General features: G+C 57.8%; 16 protein-coding genes. 13 read left to right on the forward strand and 3 right to left on the reverse strand.

Features of this window, described 5'->3' with window-relative positions; translation table 11 throughout:
- Nucleotides 1-37 precede the first annotated feature (37 nt).
- The gene (locus ACZ9H4_RS29370; protein WP_476122158.1) at nt 38-1,036 is read right to left on the reverse strand and encodes a LysR family transcriptional regulator; all 999 of its coding nucleotides are present in this window, start codon (nt 1,034-1,036) and stop codon (nt 38-40) included.
- A gap of 148 nt (nt 1,037-1,184) precedes the next feature.
- On the opposite strand from ACZ9H4_RS29370, the gene ACZ9H4_RS29375 reads away from it, so the two are divergent.
- The 7 genes from ACZ9H4_RS29375 to ACZ9H4_RS29405 all read left to right on the forward strand — a co-directional run bounded on the left by ACZ9H4_RS29375 (nt 1,185) and on the right by ACZ9H4_RS29405 (nt 7,310).
- Nucleotides 1,185-1,904 (forward strand): SDR family oxidoreductase, encoded by a 720-nt coding sequence (locus tag ACZ9H4_RS29375; RefSeq protein ID WP_476122160.1) that lies wholly within the window; start codon nt 1,185-1,187, stop codon nt 1,902-1,904.
- Nucleotides 1,905-1,980: 76 nt separating this feature from the next.
- A complete protein-coding gene (locus ACZ9H4_RS29380; protein ID WP_476122162.1) occupies nt 1,981-3,399 on the forward strand; it encodes an amidohydrolase family protein in 1,419 nt (472 codons plus the stop codon).
- A gap of 30 nt (nt 3,400-3,429) precedes the next feature.
- Nucleotides 3,430-3,909, forward strand: a complete 480-nt coding sequence (locus ACZ9H4_RS29385; protein ID WP_476122164.1) for a DMT family transporter — start codon at nt 3,430-3,432, stop codon at nt 3,907-3,909.
- A gap of 35 nt (nt 3,910-3,944) precedes the next feature.
- The gene (locus ACZ9H4_RS29390) at nt 3,945-4,349 is read left to right on the forward strand and encodes a carboxymuconolactone decarboxylase family protein (protein ID WP_476122166.1); all 405 of its coding nucleotides are present in this window, start codon (nt 3,945-3,947) and stop codon (nt 4,347-4,349) included.
- 166 nt (nt 4,350-4,515) lie between these two features.
- Nucleotides 4,516-5,415, forward strand: coding sequence for a SphA family protein (locus ACZ9H4_RS29395; protein WP_476122168.1), 900 nt, complete (start codon nt 4,516-4,518; stop codon nt 5,413-5,415).
- A 406-nt stretch (nt 5,416-5,821) separates the two neighbouring features.
- On the forward strand, nt 5,822-6,655 hold the full coding sequence (locus ACZ9H4_RS29400) for a polysaccharide deacetylase family protein (RefSeq protein ID WP_476122170.1): 834 nt from the start codon (nt 5,822-5,824) through the stop codon (nt 6,653-6,655).
- A 67-nt stretch (nt 6,656-6,722) separates the two neighbouring features.
- The gene (locus ACZ9H4_RS29405; protein WP_476122172.1) at nt 6,723-7,310 is read left to right on the forward strand and encodes a VOC family protein; all 588 of its coding nucleotides are present in this window, start codon (nt 6,723-6,725) and stop codon (nt 7,308-7,310) included.
- A 73-nt stretch (nt 7,311-7,383) separates the two neighbouring features.
- On the opposite strand, the gene ACZ9H4_RS29410 is transcribed toward ACZ9H4_RS29405, so the two are convergent.
- Both ACZ9H4_RS29410 and ACZ9H4_RS29415 read right to left on the reverse strand, forming a co-directional pair.
- Entirely contained in the window at nt 7,384-8,394 is a 1,011-nt protein-coding gene (locus ACZ9H4_RS29410) for a LacI family DNA-binding transcriptional regulator (RefSeq protein WP_476122174.1), read from the reverse strand.
- Nucleotides 8,395-8,548: 154 nt separating this feature from the next.
- Nucleotides 8,549-9,325, reverse strand: a complete 777-nt coding sequence (locus tag ACZ9H4_RS29415) for a fumarylacetoacetate hydrolase family protein (RefSeq protein ID WP_476122176.1) — start codon at nt 9,323-9,325, stop codon at nt 8,549-8,551.
- A gap of 267 nt (nt 9,326-9,592) precedes the next feature.
- Here ACZ9H4_RS29415 and ACZ9H4_RS29420 point away from each other — a divergent pair, with 267 nt between their 5' ends.
- The 6 genes from ACZ9H4_RS29420 (at nt 9,593) to ACZ9H4_RS29445 (ending at nt 15,158) form a co-directional block, all read left to right on the forward strand.
- Complete coding sequence (locus ACZ9H4_RS29420) at nt 9,593-10,609, forward strand: phosphotransferase family protein (RefSeq protein ID WP_476122178.1); 1,017 nt, start codon at nt 9,593-9,595, stop codon at nt 10,607-10,609.
- A complete protein-coding gene (gene eno, locus ACZ9H4_RS29425) occupies nt 10,606-11,892 on the forward strand; it encodes a phosphopyruvate hydratase (RefSeq protein ID WP_476122180.1) in 1,287 nt (428 codons plus the stop codon). The genes ACZ9H4_RS29420 and eno overlap by 4 nt, the downstream gene beginning before the upstream one ends.
- Entirely contained in the window at nt 11,889-12,833 is a 945-nt protein-coding gene (locus ACZ9H4_RS29430; RefSeq protein ID WP_476122182.1) for a 2-hydroxyacid dehydrogenase, read from the forward strand. The genes eno and ACZ9H4_RS29430 overlap by 4 nt, the downstream gene beginning before the upstream one ends.
- 254 nt (nt 12,834-13,087) lie before the next feature.
- Nucleotides 13,088-13,450, forward strand: a complete 363-nt coding sequence (locus tag ACZ9H4_RS29435; RefSeq protein ID WP_476122184.1) for a nuclear transport factor 2 family protein — start codon at nt 13,088-13,090, stop codon at nt 13,448-13,450.
- Nucleotides 13,451-13,544: 94 nt separating this feature from the next.
- On the forward strand, nt 13,545-14,312 hold the full coding sequence (locus ACZ9H4_RS29440) for an SDR family oxidoreductase (protein WP_476122186.1): 768 nt from the start codon (nt 13,545-13,547) through the stop codon (nt 14,310-14,312).
- Nucleotides 14,313-14,390: 78 nt separating this feature from the next.
- Complete coding sequence (locus ACZ9H4_RS29445) at nt 14,391-15,158, forward strand: glucose 1-dehydrogenase (protein WP_476122188.1); 768 nt, start codon at nt 14,391-14,393, stop codon at nt 15,156-15,158.
- The last annotated feature ends 175 nt before the right edge of the window (nt 15,159-15,333 follow it).

Genomic DNA, 15,333 nt, shown 5'->3' on the forward strand with positions numbered 1-15,333 from the left:
TTGCGGCAAGCGGGGTGAGCTGGTCCTGCAAAGCATGTCAAGCGGTGGGAAGTCTATGCTCCGACTTTTGATCCTGCGAGAGCGGGTTCGCGTGGACAGATGGGAGCAATGCCGAAGGCAATACCGGACCTGCTGCATCTGCGCCCATAGAAACACTCTTCACGACGTCGATAAACGCGCGCAGTGCGGCCGGCATGCGCGTTCGGCTCGGGTGATACAGGAAAAAACCCGGAAAAGGCGGTGACCATTCGCGCAGCAACGGAACGAGCCGGCCGGATTCTAGCTGCGGCTTCATCCAGTCTTCAGTCCAAACCGTAATGCCAAGCCCGTCTAGTGCGGCCTGGAGCGCTACAGCGCAGTCGTTGACAATCAGCGTCCCTTTGACAGAAACGTCGAACCATTGCCCATCCCGGGCAAACTCCCAGTTATATACGCTTGTCTGTCCGGCTCGACGCCAGTTGATGCACCGATGTTCGTGCAGATCTTGAGGCGATTGAGGTACGCCATGCTTTTCGAGGTAGTCAGGTGACGCGATTGCAATCTGGCGTAGATCAGGGCCAACGCGCACTGCCACCATATCCTGATCGACGTGCTCGCCAAGGCGAATGCCGGCATCGAAGCCACGAGCGACGATGTCCCCCAGACTCTCGTCACTTGTGAGGTCAAGAACGACGTCGGGATACTGTTCCTGAAAGATGCCGAGCATTGGTTGCAGCAAGTGGATGATTGCCATTTGCGGCGCACATACGCGAAGTGTGCCCGATGGCTTCCGATTGCCCGAAGCATCTTCAAGCGCGGCATCGAATTCAGCCAGGAGAGGTTGCATGCGCAAGAGCAACCGTGCCCCAGCGTCGGTGAGATGCGTGCTTCGTGTCGTCCGATTGAACAAGCGCACTCCTAAGCGCTCTTCAAATCCGCGAATAGTCTGACTCAATGCGGACGGAGACACCGCCAGCGTTCCCGCAGCGCGCGCGAACGACCCTTGTTCCGCGACGGAAACAAAGGCACGTACATCAGCAAAATCGCTCCCTCGCATTGTGTATCTCCTGCTTCATAGAGTATGAAAAGTATAGGTGATTGTTAGGTTCGGTGCGCGCAACTACATTTGATTCCGTGACGGGTGAGGCGAGCGATTAATGCGACGACCTCGGGTCTTTCTCACTAGAAAACGGATGAGTTGCGATATGGAAAATTTTCTAAAGAATAAGAGTGTTGTGGTCGCCGGTGGCAGTTCAGGAATGGGTTTGGCGCTTGCACGAAAAGCCGCGGCGGCCGGCGCAAGTCTTCACATCATCGGCCGATCGGAGGAAAAGCTGGCGGTCGCTAAGGCTGTACTTGGTGCAGCTTTCACCGGCCACATTGCGGACATTGCTGTCGAGTCAGAAGTTGCATCAGTCGCTAGCCAAATTCCAAATGTCGACCACCTCGTCGTCACAGCTGCGAACCTTGTGTTTAAGCCTTTTTCACAGGTTAGCAACGAGGAAATCACGTCGATGTTGGGCGCAAAGTTTTGGGGCCCCATTTACCTCTTGCGCCATTTTCAAAGCAGTCTGAGCAAAGACGCATCTGTGACCCTGTTTAGCGGCTCAGCTGCTTACAAGGCCTCGGTCGGAGCCAGCATCGTTGCAGCGCTGAACGCTTCGCTTGATGGCTTCGCTCGCACGCTAGCGCTCGAACTGGCGCCCGTTCGTGTGAATGTGGTGTCTCCTGGCGTCGTCGATAGCCCCGTTTGGAACTTCCTGCCGGAGCACGCTCGTAGCAATGCCTTGTCATCCATAGGCGCCGGCCTGCCGATCGGACGAGTAGGTACCGTCGACGAACTGGCTGATGCGGCGCTATTTGTGATGGGCAACGGATTCACTACAGGCACTGTGCTGCAAATCGACGGCGGTACCAACGTCTGAATTGCGCGCGAGAGTTTCTCAAAATTTGCCCGTCCCGACGACGGTAAATCTCTTTATTATTCGCTGGAACTGAACAATGTCATTCGATAATTATCCTCCCACCGCATGGGAGCACCTTCGCGCAATTGTAGAGCCGCTTAAATCGGTTGATCCGAAGGGACGTCTCCTTATCAAAGGCGGAATGATCGTTAGTATGGACCCGCACGTGGGCGACTTGGCGCACGGTGACGTTCTTATTGAAGGTGACCGTATTATCGCGATCGCACCGTCGATTGCGGCAGATGGAGCGGGAGTCATTGACGCGAAGGACATGATCGTCATGCCTGGATTTGTCGATTCACACCGTCATGCGTGGGAAGGACAGCTACGCCGCATCGATCCGAACTCGCCGACTTTGATCGACTACCTGAAGTCGACGCACTTCTCGTTTGCGACGCATTACCGTCCGGAAGACATGTACATCGGCAACTTGATCACGGCATTAGGTGCGATCGACTCCGGCATTACTACGATGGTCGACAATTCGCACAATGCTCGTAGTCCCGCGCACTCCGATGCATCGGTTGATGCGCTAGAAGACGCAGGTATACGCGCGGTCTACGCACCAGGTAGGCCTCTAGCAGGTGAATGGGCGCAGCACTGGCCGCAGGACCTCGGACGCCTGAAGCAGGAACGCTTCGATTCCGAGGACCAACTCGTCACGATGGCGATGATGTCGCAATGGGACCGCGAGACATGGGCTGCCGCGCGCGCCGTTGGCCTGCGCATCATCACTGAATTCCTTGGCCAGGACATGGGCAAGTTACTACCGGGGCTGAAGGAAAAAGGGCTTCTTGGACCGGATAACATCTTCAACCATTGTACCGGTCTGACCGACGAGCAGTGGGGGATTCTCCGTGAGACAGGCGTCAAAGTCGACGTGTGCCCGCGCTCGGACGCACAATATGGTCTGGAAGAAGGGCTTTGCGTCTATCAGCGCGCGATTGACAACGGTATCGCACCGGCAATCAGCACCGATGTCGAAGCCTCGTATGGTGGCGATATGTTCGCGGAGATGCGTGCCGCATACGTCATGCAGCGCGCCCAAGCTCAAAATCGCCGTTTTAAGGGCGACGAGACGGCACCGGCCGCCGTCTCCGTACGGAGCATCCTTGAGACGGCAACGATCAACGGCGCGCGTGTGGCGGGTCTCGAAGAAAAGACCGGCTCTCTTGCGCCCGGCAAGAAGGCAGACGTTGTTCTGATTCGCGCCGACGATCTGAATCTCTATCCCTCAAACAACGCAATCGGCACGATCGTTCATGCTGCCGAACGCAGCAACGTGGATACGGTGATTATCGGCGGCCGTGTTCGCAAGTCTGGCGGCAAGCTCATCGGCTTGAACTTTGCGGCACTCAAGCAGGCGACCGAAGCATCCCGTAGGCACCTGTTCGCTGCTGTCAACTACACCCCTGATCAGTTCGCGGATGTGTCGCCGGATGTCGCGCAGGCGTGAGGCTTGTTGGCTAACGAAAGGAGGTATGTCGTGAATCTGATTTTTCTACTTATCGCATTCTGTGCCGGTTCAGCCATCTCAATTCAGGCAGCAGTCAATAGTCAACTCGCAGGTGGTATCGGCGGCAACGTCGTGGCAGCCGCGTTGGTGTCGTTCTCGATAGGTACCGTCGCGCTTGCGGCGATTGCTGTGAGCAAGGGCGGATTGCACGCCGCGGTTGCCAGTCTTCCGTCGCAGCCGCTCTGGCGCTTTGGCGGTGGCCTGCTGGGCGCAGCTGCAATTTTCTGCACGGTATTACTCGCCCCTCGCATTGGTCTAGCCAACATGTTGGCATTGGTAATTGCCGGACAGTTGCTATCGTCGCTCGCAATTGACCATTTCGGGCTTATCGGCGTGGTGACCCGTCAAGTGTCAGGTATCAAACTCGCCGGCGCGCTGGTCATGCTGACGGGCGTCTGCCTGACACTCTTCGGTAATTCCCTCGTGCAAGCGTTGACGAAACACAGCTAAGCGCACATCAATACGATTCGACTGTGAGGTACCAAATGAAAGACAACCAGCATTCCGATACCGGTAGCCGGTACGCTCGCGGCAGCGCGATATTCGAAGAAGTGCTTGGCTTACCAGCCGACGCATTCACCGCAAGCCTCTCCAACGTAGCGCCGCGCTTCGCGCGTTACGTGATGGAGTGGGAGTTCGCAGACATGGTGGGCGAGTCGTCAATTGACGCGCGCACGCGCGAAATCGTTGCGATTACATCCTTAGCCATGCTTGGTGCGACGGCGGCTTCGGTATTAAAACTTCGCATCACGTCGGCACTCAAAGCTGGCGTTTCAATGGAAGAAGTCATAGACATTTTTATGCAACTCGGCATCACTGCAGGCTTTCCAATCGCCCTTGCGGCGATCCACGCTGCTCAAGAACAGTTTAACTCAGCCGAATTGGGCTGACGGTCGCTGTCGTTCTTCCGAATTTTCCGCTGTATCCGGCGAAACATTGAACACGTCGTGTGGGCGAGTCTTATCGATTTGCCCGCAGCCTCAACTTGCAAAGAGTTCGCAATCCTGATTATGTTAAAAATCGTTGTTCTGAAATTTACGTCTCATAGTTAAATTTATGAAAACCCTCAAGAAATATATTGTTGTCGCTATGTTTTCGGTGTTTACCACGGCACTGTCGCAATCAGTGATGGCAACGGAAGGCGGCGGTGACAACATCGGTCAGGGTTCGGAAGGATTCTTTGCCGGGATGCTGCCTACACCGGGCTGGTATGGAGTGCTTTACGCTAACTACTATCACGCGAGCCGATTCAACGACAGCCACGGTAATTCTTCCATCCCTGGCTTCAATTTTTCGGCTGAAGTGCTTGCCGCAAGACTCTTCTATATGTCGAACTTCAAGATCGCCGGCGGCCGGGTGGGCGCTTTCGCGATAGGTTCGGTTGCATCGCTGCAAAGCAGCTCGGCATCGAGTAAGGACCATCGCAACGGCGTAGGGGATATCACAGTCGGCCCGACATTGGGCTGGGACTTCGGCGCATTCCATCCCCTCGTCGCACTGGATATCGTGCTGCCGGTTGGGGGATACGACATGGCGCGTGGCCTGAATACCGGAGGAAACTACTATTCGTTCCGTCCGATTTTCGCTTTCACGTATTTGCCTGCGAACGGACTAGAAGTTTCGGCAAAGATCACTTACACATTTAACGTACGCAACCCGGACACCGATTACCGTTCGGGGCAAATCTTCCACTTCGATTACTCTGTGAGCTATCCGGTCACGAAAGACCTCCGTCTCGGTGTCAATGGCTATTACATCAACCAGACCTCAGACGACTACCAGTTTGGTAGTAGCGTGAATGGCGATGGGTTTCGGGGACGCGTGGCCGCTATCGGCCCAGCCGCCCACTACCAGTATGGCAAGGTCGGCGTCGACCTCAAAGTGCTAAAGGAATTCGCCGCTCGCAATCGTCCTGAAGGTATGAGTGTCTGGGCAAGGGTGGTGGTGCCGTTCTGATTGCCGATGCATTCTCTGGGCACGTGGACCGGGACCGCGGCAACCCGCCTTGGCACTCGTGCGCGACGTGAACGCAGCTCGATATTGTTTTTAATATCTGAACCGTTCATCCCGACCCGACCACGGGGCCTCGACGCGCTGTGATGGGTGCTGGCCGGACGGGGTGCTTAAATGTCGTGTCGGATTTGATTTATTGCCGTTGGTACTGATCAAAATGCTTTAATTCTGCGGTGTCGCCCTGTTGGTCAAGCTGACAGAAGCCAGGTTATCTAAAGCACCGACCATGGCCGATTGGATGAGAGCGGGTATACCCGGTTGCACACGTGTGCCTTATCTCCTATTCTTTGGTTTGAATACTGACGTGAAAGAGGCTTGGCGCCTCGTCATCACTATTTCGGGAGAGGCAATGGCACTGTTCGAGTCGGGAGCGTGGGGGCCACAGCGTCGTCGCGCCTGCGTATGCGTGACGTTCGACAACCTCGGCGAGGCTTGCGACATCAACATGGGCCGGTGGCCTGCAGCCAATGCAGTCGGCAGACACTTTACTGCGACCCACGTTTTGCCGAAGCTGCTCGAAGATCTCGACGGTCTGAGGATCACTTACTTCATCGAATCGGTGAACGCGTTGCGGTATCCAGAGCAGATGAGGGCCGTGAAGTCTGCTGGGCATGAAGTCGGCTGGCATACATGGGGGCACGAAAATTGGTCACGTATGTCGCTCGATGAGAAGCGATCGAACCTGGAAAAAAGCCTCGCCATGCTGCGAACGATCGATATTTTCCCTGTAGGCTTCCGGCCTCCTGGAGGTCTGATAGACGCGCCGTCCATGGCGCTCCTTAGGCAGCACGGGTTCACCTATTGCTCGCCCGTTTCAAGCGACGCCAGCGTTCACCTCGAGGAGGAACTCACGGTCCTTCCTTTCGCCTGGCGCTACGTCGACGCTTACCTGATCGACCCGGACCTTGGTGACTTTCGTGTCGCGCACGGTGACATGGCAAGGCCCGCGACCGCCGCCGAGTGGGAACGGATTCTCAATGACGGATTCGACGCCGCACTGGCCAGCGGTGAGCAACTCACGGTTATTTTTCACCCGTATTTGTTCGGTGCCGACGAGCGCCTGTGGCAAGTCATGCGCCGGTTCCTTGGACGGCTAAAAACTCACAACGAAGTATGGCTCGCAACCTGTTCGGAATTGGCTGAATGGGTAGCGTCCAGCGTCGCAAACAGAACGATTGCCTAGCCGCCGCTTGACAACACGGCTGGTCTCGAAAGGGCCGGGTTTAAAGTCCATCGGAGGAGTACAAGAAATGTCCAATCAGGAAGAGAACGTTCTTGGTGCGGTCGGTGAAGCCACGATCGACCTGAAGGATAGAGAGCGTGGCATCGCCCGCCGTTCGAAGAACAGGGTCCGCGGGGTCAATCATCATGCGTACTACTGCAACGATGTCGAGAAGACACGTCATTTCTACGAAGACATTCTTGAAATGCCGATGACGATCGCTTTGCGCATTCCCGACGAAGTGTTCACCGGCAAGCCATCGCCGTACTGCCATTTCTTCTTCGAAATGGGAGATGGCAGTTCGCTCGCATTTTTTGACTATCCCGATTTCTACGACGGCAAGCCATCGTTCACGGTGCCAACTGTCTATCACCATCACATTGCCGTCAACGTCGACAGCGATGAAGCGATTGAGTACTTTCGTGCCAAACTCGAGGGTGAGGGCTATGCATGCACTTACGTCGACCACGGGGCGTTTCACTCGCTTTACCTGAAAGATCCCAGCGGTATGAATCTTGAACTATGCTATTCGCCACCTTCAGCCGAGGAGTTCATGCTGCGCGCGGAGATGGTCGCGCACGGTGAGCTTAGAAAGTGGGCAACCACGCGCAACTGATCTCGGGTTACACGGCAGACGAGACCGGCCGCTAGATGGGCCGGCTTTGCGCATGCAAGGTGTTGCCGACGCGCTAGCCGACGTACGGGGCAGTCGATCCGCGGAGAATTAGCGTGGGTGCGAATTCGATGTTTGCCGATTGATCGTCGTGCTCTCCGTCCGGATGGTTGCCGAGCGCGCGGGACAGCAGCACGCTCGTCGCAGTAGACGCAATGTCCTGTACAGGTAGTCGAACCGTGGTGATGCCGCCGACCGCCAGTTCGAACCAGGCGGGGTCGTGATATCCGACGACGGACACATCGCGTGGCCAGTCGAGGTGCAACGCGCGCAGCGCTTGTAGTGCGCCCAACGTGAGTTCGGCGCTACCGAGCACGAGGCCGGTCGGCCGGTTTCGTACCGACATCATGCTGGTGACGGCATGTCGCGCAAACTCCGGCCTTGGCGCGCCGAGCGCCACTGCTGCTGGTTTTAGGCCTTCGTCACTGAGAGCATCTTCGAAACCTGCGAGGCGGTTACGTCCTGTGCTAAGCGAAGCGTCACCGCCTACGAACGCAAGGCGCTTGTGACCGTATGCGAGCAGATGCCGGGTCGCCATCCGGATGCCTTCTCGGTCGTTGATGACGACTGCCTGCGACGTCAGGCGCGCGGCGACCCGCACAAGCTGGACTGTTTCGACGTTTTCGAGGAGCGCAAGCGTCTCAGCGCGTGGCGAGGCCGTGGGGACGATGATGACGCCGGCAGGGCGGGTTTCCAGAATGGCTCGCAATTCGCGTAACTCGCGGTCACTGTTGTCGTCCGTGACGGACAGCAGCAGATGCATCGAGCGCGCGGCAAGTGCGTCGGCAACGCTCTTTGCGACCGTCGCATAGAAATCGTTCTGGATGTCCGGGATAACAAGTCCGACGAGTGAGCTGCGACCGCCGCGCATCATGCGCGCGGACGCGGACGGCACGTAACCGAGTTGCTCGACGGCGTTGCGAACGCGCGCTTTTGTCTCTTCGCTGATCTTCGGGCTGTCCGCGAGCGCGCGGGAAACGGTCGTATGCGAGACATTCAGCGCCTGCGCAATGTCTCGAATGGTCACTCCCGAGCCGCCACGAGTGGGTGCCTTGCGGTCGGACGTTGCGTCGCTCCACATGTTGGTTACCTGCATTCCGTGTTATTTATAGTTGCTTTTATAGCATGGAACCTCGGCGGCTCGATTCCGGCCGCCGGCAGGATCCAACCGACACAGCCTCCTAGCGGTCAGCAATCACCGGATTGGAGAGCACCCCAATCCCTTCAATTTCAACTTCGAAGACGTCACCCGGTTTGATCTCTCCGACGCCGGAAGGCGTGCCCGTCATGATGACGTCGCCCGGCTCCAGCGTCATAAAGGAACTCAAGTAAGCAACCAGGTACGGCACCGAGAAGAGCAGGTCGGAGCTGTTGCCGTTCTGCACTACTTCGCCGTTCAGGCGTCCGATGATGTTCAGGTTCGACGGATCCAGTTCGGTGTTGATGACGGGACCCAGCGGTGCAAATGTATCAAATGCCTTACCGGCAAACAGACATCCAAATGCCATTTCTTCCTTCTGGACCACCCGTTCGCTAACGTCGTTGCCGCAGGTGTAGCCGAGCACGTAGTCAAGCGCATCTGCTTCCGACACGCGCCTTGCGGTACGGCCGATCACCACGACGAGTTCGGCCTCGTAGTGCACCACCTCACCCGATGACGGGTACACAATCGGGTCGTTCGGTCCCGCCAGTGACGATTCTGGTTTTACAAAGAGCGCCGGTCGCGTAGGCGTGTTCCATCCGGTCTCCTTGATGTGCGAGACATAGTTAAAGCCAGCGCCGAAGATGCGCGGCCTTGCAACCGGAGACAAGATTTTCACGCTGTCGAGGGCAACAAACTCGCCGGTCAGGTGAGCGTTTCCCTCAAACGGTGAGCCTGAGAAATATTCGATGGTGCCGTCATCTCGAAGGTTGCCGAATGCGATGAGTTCGTCCTGTTGGAAGCGGATAATTTTCATACGATGCTCCAGTGGTAAGCGGCCTGACCCCCTTATGTAGCGAGGCAAGACAAAGGATTCACGTGTGCCCATTATCGGAGCTGAAACTTCGTTTGTCAAAGTGTTCGTTCTCGAAAAATATCCTGAAGAGAGGTAGTCATCGATGCGCCGCGCCGGTGGCGGGCGGTCGTCAACAACGATCCCTCAGCCTGCATTATTTTTATTGCACACGTGTGCCTTCATGGCTATAGTGGTGTCAACACGGACCAAATGACGGGAGATGGTGGGATGGAAGTTGCGTTGGAAGCGGATAGCGCGCTCGCGCTTTTGGAATCGTTACGCAGGATGCGGCTCGTCCGTCCGGCTGAGCACCCAGTGCTGACGCCGTTGACGGGCGGCGTTTCCTCGGAAATCGTGCGCGTCGATACTTCAACGGGGGTGTTCTGTGTAAAGCGAGCCCTCGCCAAACTCAAGGTCGAGGCCGACTGGTCGGCGCCGCTTGAACGCAATGCGGCAGAAGTGGCATGGATGCGGCTCGCAACAACCTTGGTTCCAGGGTGCGTTCCGTCAATTCTGGGCGAAGATGAAGAGGGCCGTGCTTTCGCAATGACCTTTCTGGAGCCAAACGACTATCGCCTGTGGAAGGGGGATCTGATGGGTGGCGTCGCAAGTGTGGAGACCGCCCGTGCAGTGGGCACGACGCTCGCAACGATTCATCGTGCGACTGCGGACGACAGCGCGTTGGCAAGCGAGTTTTCTACTGATGCAAACTTCTTCGCATTGCGTCTGGAACCATACTTTTTGGCGACCGCGACGGTCAATCCGGACTGCGCAGAAGCTCTAAGACAACTGAGCGATGACACGGCGCGAACGCGGCGCGCGCTCGTTCACGGAGATGTAAGCCCGAAGAACATCTTGGTGGGCAAAGCCGGCCCGGTGTTCCTCGACGCCGAATGCGCATGGTATGGCGACCCCGCATTCGATGTTGCGTTTTGCCTGACACATCTGCTGCTCAAATGTGTAATCCGCCCTGACTCGGCCGCTGGCTATCTCGCCTGCTTCGACGCGCTCAACGATGCGTACTTCGCCGGTGCAACTTGGGAAGATGCTGCTGCACTCGAAGCCCGCGCAGCGAGACTGTTGCCGGCGTTGCTGCTTGCCAGGGTAGACGGGAAGTCTCCCGTGGAATATTTGAAGACAGAACAAGGCCGTGCAAAAGTGCGGCGCTTTGCAAAACAATTTGTGATCGACACGCCGCGAACGCTAGACGCTATCCGGAACCGTTGGAGCAAGGAACAGATATGAAAACAACGATCAAGAAGATTATCGGCCGTCGCATTTGGGATTCGCGTGGCCGACCCACAGTTGAAGTTGATGTTGAACTGGCTGACGGCGCACGTGGCCGTGGTATCGCTCCGGCGGGTGCATCGCGCGGCAGCAACGAGGCGATCGATTTGCGCGACGGTGGCGCGAAGCTGGCCGGCTTTGATGTGCAGCGTGCGCTGGCCAACATCAGCGGCATCATCGCCCCCGCGCTGACCGGCATGGACGCGATGAACCAAGCCGGTGTGGACGCTGCATTGATCGCTCTCGATGGGACGCCGAATAAGGCACGCCTTGGCGGCAACGCCACCATCGCAACCTCGATGGCAGTGTTGAATGCGGCTGCTGCGGCCGCTAGTATGCCATTGTGGCGATACCTCGCAGCAGGTGAGCAAGTGCGCCTACCACTGCCGGAGATCCAGATTTTCGGCGGCGGCGCGCATGCTGGTCGTCGCACCGATATTCAGGATTTTCTGGTGATGCCGCTTGGTGCCCAGAGCTTTGACGAAGCGCTCTGCATGGTGGCGGAAGTCTATCGCGCTGCAGGCGATCTGATGGACTCGCTCGGCCGCCGGATGGGTGTGGCCGACGAGGGGGGATGGTGGCCGGAGTTCTCTTCGAACGAGGAGGCGCTGGAGATGCTGACGCGTTCCATCGAGCGGGCCGGGTACCGGCACGATGAGGTGGCAATCTCACTCGATATCGCTGCCTCCGAATTTGGCCGGAACGGGCGCTACAAGTTGGCGCTCGAGAGCCGGGAGTACGATACGGGCGAATGGCTCGATGTCATGCTTGGCTGGCTGAAGCGCTATCCAATCGTCTCTGTCGAAGACCCGTTCGGTGAAGACGACCCAGAAGGAATGCGCGCTTTCACGGCGGCGGTTGGCGACAGCGTGCAGGTCATCGGCGACGACTTCCTCGTCACCAATGCGGCGCGGGTGAGCGTTGCTGCGGCGCAGGGCCAGTGCAATGCCGTGCTGCTTAAGCCCAACCAGGCGGGCACCGTCACAGAAACCCGCGAGACGATGGAGGCCGCGAGGAAGCTTGGCTGGGGGATGATCGTGTCGGCCCGGTCCGGTGAAAGCGAAGACACCACCATCGCTCATCTCGCAACCGGCTGGAACACCGGACAGTTGAAGGTTGGTTCGTTCTCGCGCTCCGAGAGGATGGCGAAGTGGAACGAGGGCCTTCGCATTGAGGAGCAACTCGGCGCTAGCGCCACCTTTGCCGGCTGGTCCGCTTTGCCGGTGCGGAGCCATGCATGAAAGCCGTGCTCCAATATCGCGCGAGCACTGGCTTCCGTGAGGCCTTGCTTGCGAGCGCGCCCGAGTGGCTCGACATCGCCTTCGTGGATGAAAGCGATGCGAATGCGCTGCGCCACGAACTTGAAGACGCCGACGTCCTGCTTCACGTCCTGACGCCCGTGACTGCGGCGGTCCTCAAGGCGGCGCCGAAACTGAAGCTTGTGCATAAAATCGGCGTAGGCGTGAATACGATCGATCTTGAGACAGCCCGCTCTCTTGGCATTGCAGTGGCCAATATGCCTGGTTGCAACAGCCAGGCCGTCGCGGAACACACGCTGACGCTAATGCTGGCGTCGCTGCGGCGGCTTGGCTTTCTCGACAATGCCAGCCGTCGCGGTGCCGGATGGGAACTGCCACCGGACACATACGACAGCGTGAGTGAACTGTCGGGCCGTACTGTGGGATTCGTTGGATATGGCTCAATACCGAGCAAGCTGACGGCGGCCCTAGCCGCGCTCGGCGCGGAGGTCATCTATTACGCCCGCCATACGGCGTCAGATGACGCTGCGCGGAAGGTGGCGTCGCTCGAGGCTTTGCTTCAAGAGGCCGACATAGTCTCGTTGCACATTCCGCTAACGCCGGACACGCGTGGGCTGATAGGCGCCACGGCCCTCAGTACAATGAAGCGCGGCGCTGTTCTCATCAACACCGCGCGCGGTGAGTTGATCGACGAACGCGCGCTCCTCGACGCGCTGGTGTCGGGCAAGCTGGCAGCCGCAGGGCTGGATGTGTTCGCAACGGAACCGGTCACCGAGAACAACCCGCTGCTCGGATTGCCGAATGTCATTGCTACCCCTCACGTGGCATGGCTCACGCCTCAGACTCTCGCGCGCAGCATCGACGTGCTGGTCGAGAATTGTCGCAGGTTGAAAGAGGGCGAAGCGCTGCTGAATCAGGTTTAAGACGGCGTAGCGCAGGCCGGGCACCGGGTAGCGGATGTGCAGCGGTCTGCGCCGCGAGTTGGATTCTGTTCGAACAAGATGTCGGCGTTAAAGGATTGAGAATTTCACCAATTATTAAAATAGTAGTACTGCGCAATCGAAGAAAGACGGATAAATCGCACCGGACGACGATCGCCATTCATGTGGACTCAGGAAGCATTTTTTAACAGGGTTGCCGGCCGCATTTCTATAACTTCATGGAGACAGAAAGACTTATGGAACATAAAATTCGCGACATGCTGTCAGCTATCGATCGACAAGACATGGCTGAATTTGGAACCTTCCTCGCTGACGATGCACGTTTCGTCTTTGGCAATGGCGACGCGATTCTCGGTCGTGATCCGATTGTGAGCGTGGTGACGTCAGTCCTTCAGTCGCTGACTTCGATTGCACATACGGCGCAACGTTTCTGGTCGCTTGATGGCGTGGCCATTTGTGAAGGACGCGTCCAGTACGTCGATGGCCTCGGTCAAAAGCTCGACGCTCCGTTCGTCGATGTTTTGAACGTGAACGAGCATGGCCTCATCACGGATTACCGCGTATATGTCGACGCGTCGCAACTGAATCGACCGCAATGACGAATCAGGGCCGTGAGTTCGCCCCACGCTGATGGGGCAGCACGGCTGGTCACCGCAGTGCAATTACATCCCGATTTGAGACATGGAGGAAGTTATGGACAAGGAACTGGACGGCCGCGCAATTATTGTCACGGGCGCAGGCGGCGGCATAGGCCGTGCGGCTAGTCTTTCGCTTGCCGCTGCGGGTGCCAGGGTCGTCGTGTCTGATCGCGACGAAAAGAATGGTGGGGAAACGGTCGAACTGGTCGCTGCGCAGGGCGGCAAGGCGATGTTCATCAAGACGGACGTTGCCAGCGAAGACAGCGTCGCGGGAATGGTCGAGAAAGTACTCACTATTTACGGACGGCTCGATGGCGCGTTCAACAACGCGGGCATCGCACAGAGTCATAAAGTGCTGCACGAGATCAGCCTGGAAGAGTGGCAACGGGTGATCGATGTGGACCTGACAGGCGTGTTCCTGTGCATGAAGTACGAAATCGAAGCGATGCTCAAACGCGGTGGCGGCGCCATTGTGAACACCGCATCGGTGCTCGGCGTAGTGGGCATGCCGGTCGCGGGCGACTACACTGCGGCCAAACATGGTGTGATCGGCCTGACTAAGGCAGCGGCGGTCGACTACGGCACGCGGGGTATCCGGGTCAACGCAGTACTGCCGGGACTCATCATGACGCCCATCGTCGTGGAAGCACTTCGCGCCCCGGCCTATGCCGCGCACTTCGATGAGATCAAGGCCAAGCATCTGGTGGGGCGCCCTGGGCAGCCGGAAGAGGTCGCTGCGGCGGTGAAATGGTTGCTGTCTGATGCTGCGTCGTTCGTAACGGGACATTCGATGGGAGTCGACGGCGGCTGGACAGCTGTGTGAGCGTTAAGTTTCGTTTCAAAAGGCCGGCAGGAATCTGACTTGACGGCCTCGACGACACAAACGGATTGAGAGGTAGACATGCAAGGAACCCTGGACGGCCGTGCAATCATCGTGACTGGTGCAGGCGGCGGAATCGGGCGCGCAGCAAGCCTGATTTTCGCTGAGGCCGGCGCGCGTGTAGTCGTCTCCGACATCGACGCGACGAACGGCGAAGAAACTGTCCGCCAGATCTGTGCTCAAGGTGGCACGGCGATGTTCGTAAAGACAGATATTGCGAATGAAGCGAGCGTGGCGGCGCTCGTGAAACAGACGATCTCGGCATACGGCAAACTTGATGGAGCCTTCAACAACGCCGGTATTGCTCCAAGTCATAAATCCTTTCACGACATCAGCGCGACGGAATGGCAGCGCGTCGTCGACGTCGATCTCACAGGCGCGTTTCTTTGCATGAAGCACGAGATTGCAGCCATGCTGGAAACGGGCGGCGGTTCGATTGTGAATACTGCGTCTGCGCTGGGTGTCGTAGCCGTGCCGAGCGCCGCGGATTACATTGCCGCGAAGCACGGCGTAATCGGACTCACCAAGGCTGCGGCGGTGGACTACGGCTGTCGCAACATCCGTGTCAACGCCGTGTTGCCAGGTTTGATCATGACGCCGCTCGTCAAGGAAGCGCTGCGCGACCCCGAGTACGCATCGCACTTTGAAAAATACAAGGCGCAACATCTAGTGGGCCGCGTAGGACTGCCGGAAGAAATTGCGAAGGCAGCAGAGTGGCTTCTGTCGGATGCCGCTTCGTTCGTCACGGGTCATTCGATGGGAGTTGATGGCGGTTGGACGGCTGTTTAAGAGCTACGGAAAAGCGGCCGCGTGCTGGTGTTCCGGCATGCGGCCTTTCCGTGTATCGAAGTGCCAGCGTACCCCCTCGTTGGTGGAATCCATTTCTTACCTCCTTGGCATTGATGCCGCTGCCCGTCAGTAGCGCGGGCGTTCCTGCTTCGTCATTCGCTCTCGACCAGTAAGT

Source organism: Paraburkholderia sp. TE9906, from assembly GCF_056279605.1.

Excerpts from the sequence above, each read along its gene's own strand:
- ACZ9H4_RS29370 (WP_476122158.1), bottom strand. The coding sequence starts at position 1,036 with ATGCGAGGGAGCGATTTTGCTGATGTACGTGCCTTTGTTTCCGTCGCG.
- ACZ9H4_RS29375 (WP_476122160.1), top strand. The coding sequence starts at position 1,185 with ATGGAAAATTTTCTAAAGAATAAGAGTGTTGTGGTCGCCGGTGGCAGT.
- ACZ9H4_RS29380 (WP_476122162.1), top strand. The coding sequence starts at position 1,981 with ATGTCATTCGATAATTATCCTCCCACCGCATGGGAGCACCTTCGCGCA.
- ACZ9H4_RS29390 (WP_476122166.1), top strand. The coding sequence starts at position 3,945 with ATGAAAGACAACCAGCATTCCGATACCGGTAGCCGGTACGCTCGCGGC.
- ACZ9H4_RS29395 (WP_476122168.1), top strand. The coding sequence starts at position 4,516 with ATGAAAACCCTCAAGAAATATATTGTTGTCGCTATGTTTTCGGTGTTT.
- ACZ9H4_RS29400 (WP_476122170.1), top strand. The coding sequence starts at position 5,822 with ATGGCACTGTTCGAGTCGGGAGCGTGGGGGCCACAGCGTCGTCGCGCC.
- ACZ9H4_RS29405 (WP_476122172.1), top strand. The coding sequence starts at position 6,723 with ATGTCCAATCAGGAAGAGAACGTTCTTGGTGCGGTCGGTGAAGCCACG.
- ACZ9H4_RS29415 (WP_476122176.1), bottom strand. The coding sequence starts at position 9,325 with ATGAAAATTATCCGCTTCCAACAGGACGAACTCATCGCATTCGGCAAC.
- ACZ9H4_RS29420 (WP_476122178.1), top strand. The coding sequence starts at position 9,593 with ATGGAAGTTGCGTTGGAAGCGGATAGCGCGCTCGCGCTTTTGGAATCG.
- eno (WP_476122180.1), top strand. The coding sequence starts at position 10,606 with ATGAAAACAACGATCAAGAAGATTATCGGCCGTCGCATTTGGGATTCG.
- ACZ9H4_RS29430 (WP_476122182.1), top strand. The coding sequence starts at position 11,889 with ATGAAAGCCGTGCTCCAATATCGCGCGAGCACTGGCTTCCGTGAGGCC.
- ACZ9H4_RS29435 (WP_476122184.1), top strand. The coding sequence starts at position 13,088 with ATGGAACATAAAATTCGCGACATGCTGTCAGCTATCGATCGACAAGAC.
- ACZ9H4_RS29440 (WP_476122186.1), top strand. The coding sequence starts at position 13,545 with ATGGACAAGGAACTGGACGGCCGCGCAATTATTGTCACGGGCGCAGGC.
- ACZ9H4_RS29445 (WP_476122188.1), top strand. The coding sequence starts at position 14,391 with ATGCAAGGAACCCTGGACGGCCGTGCAATCATCGTGACTGGTGCAGGC.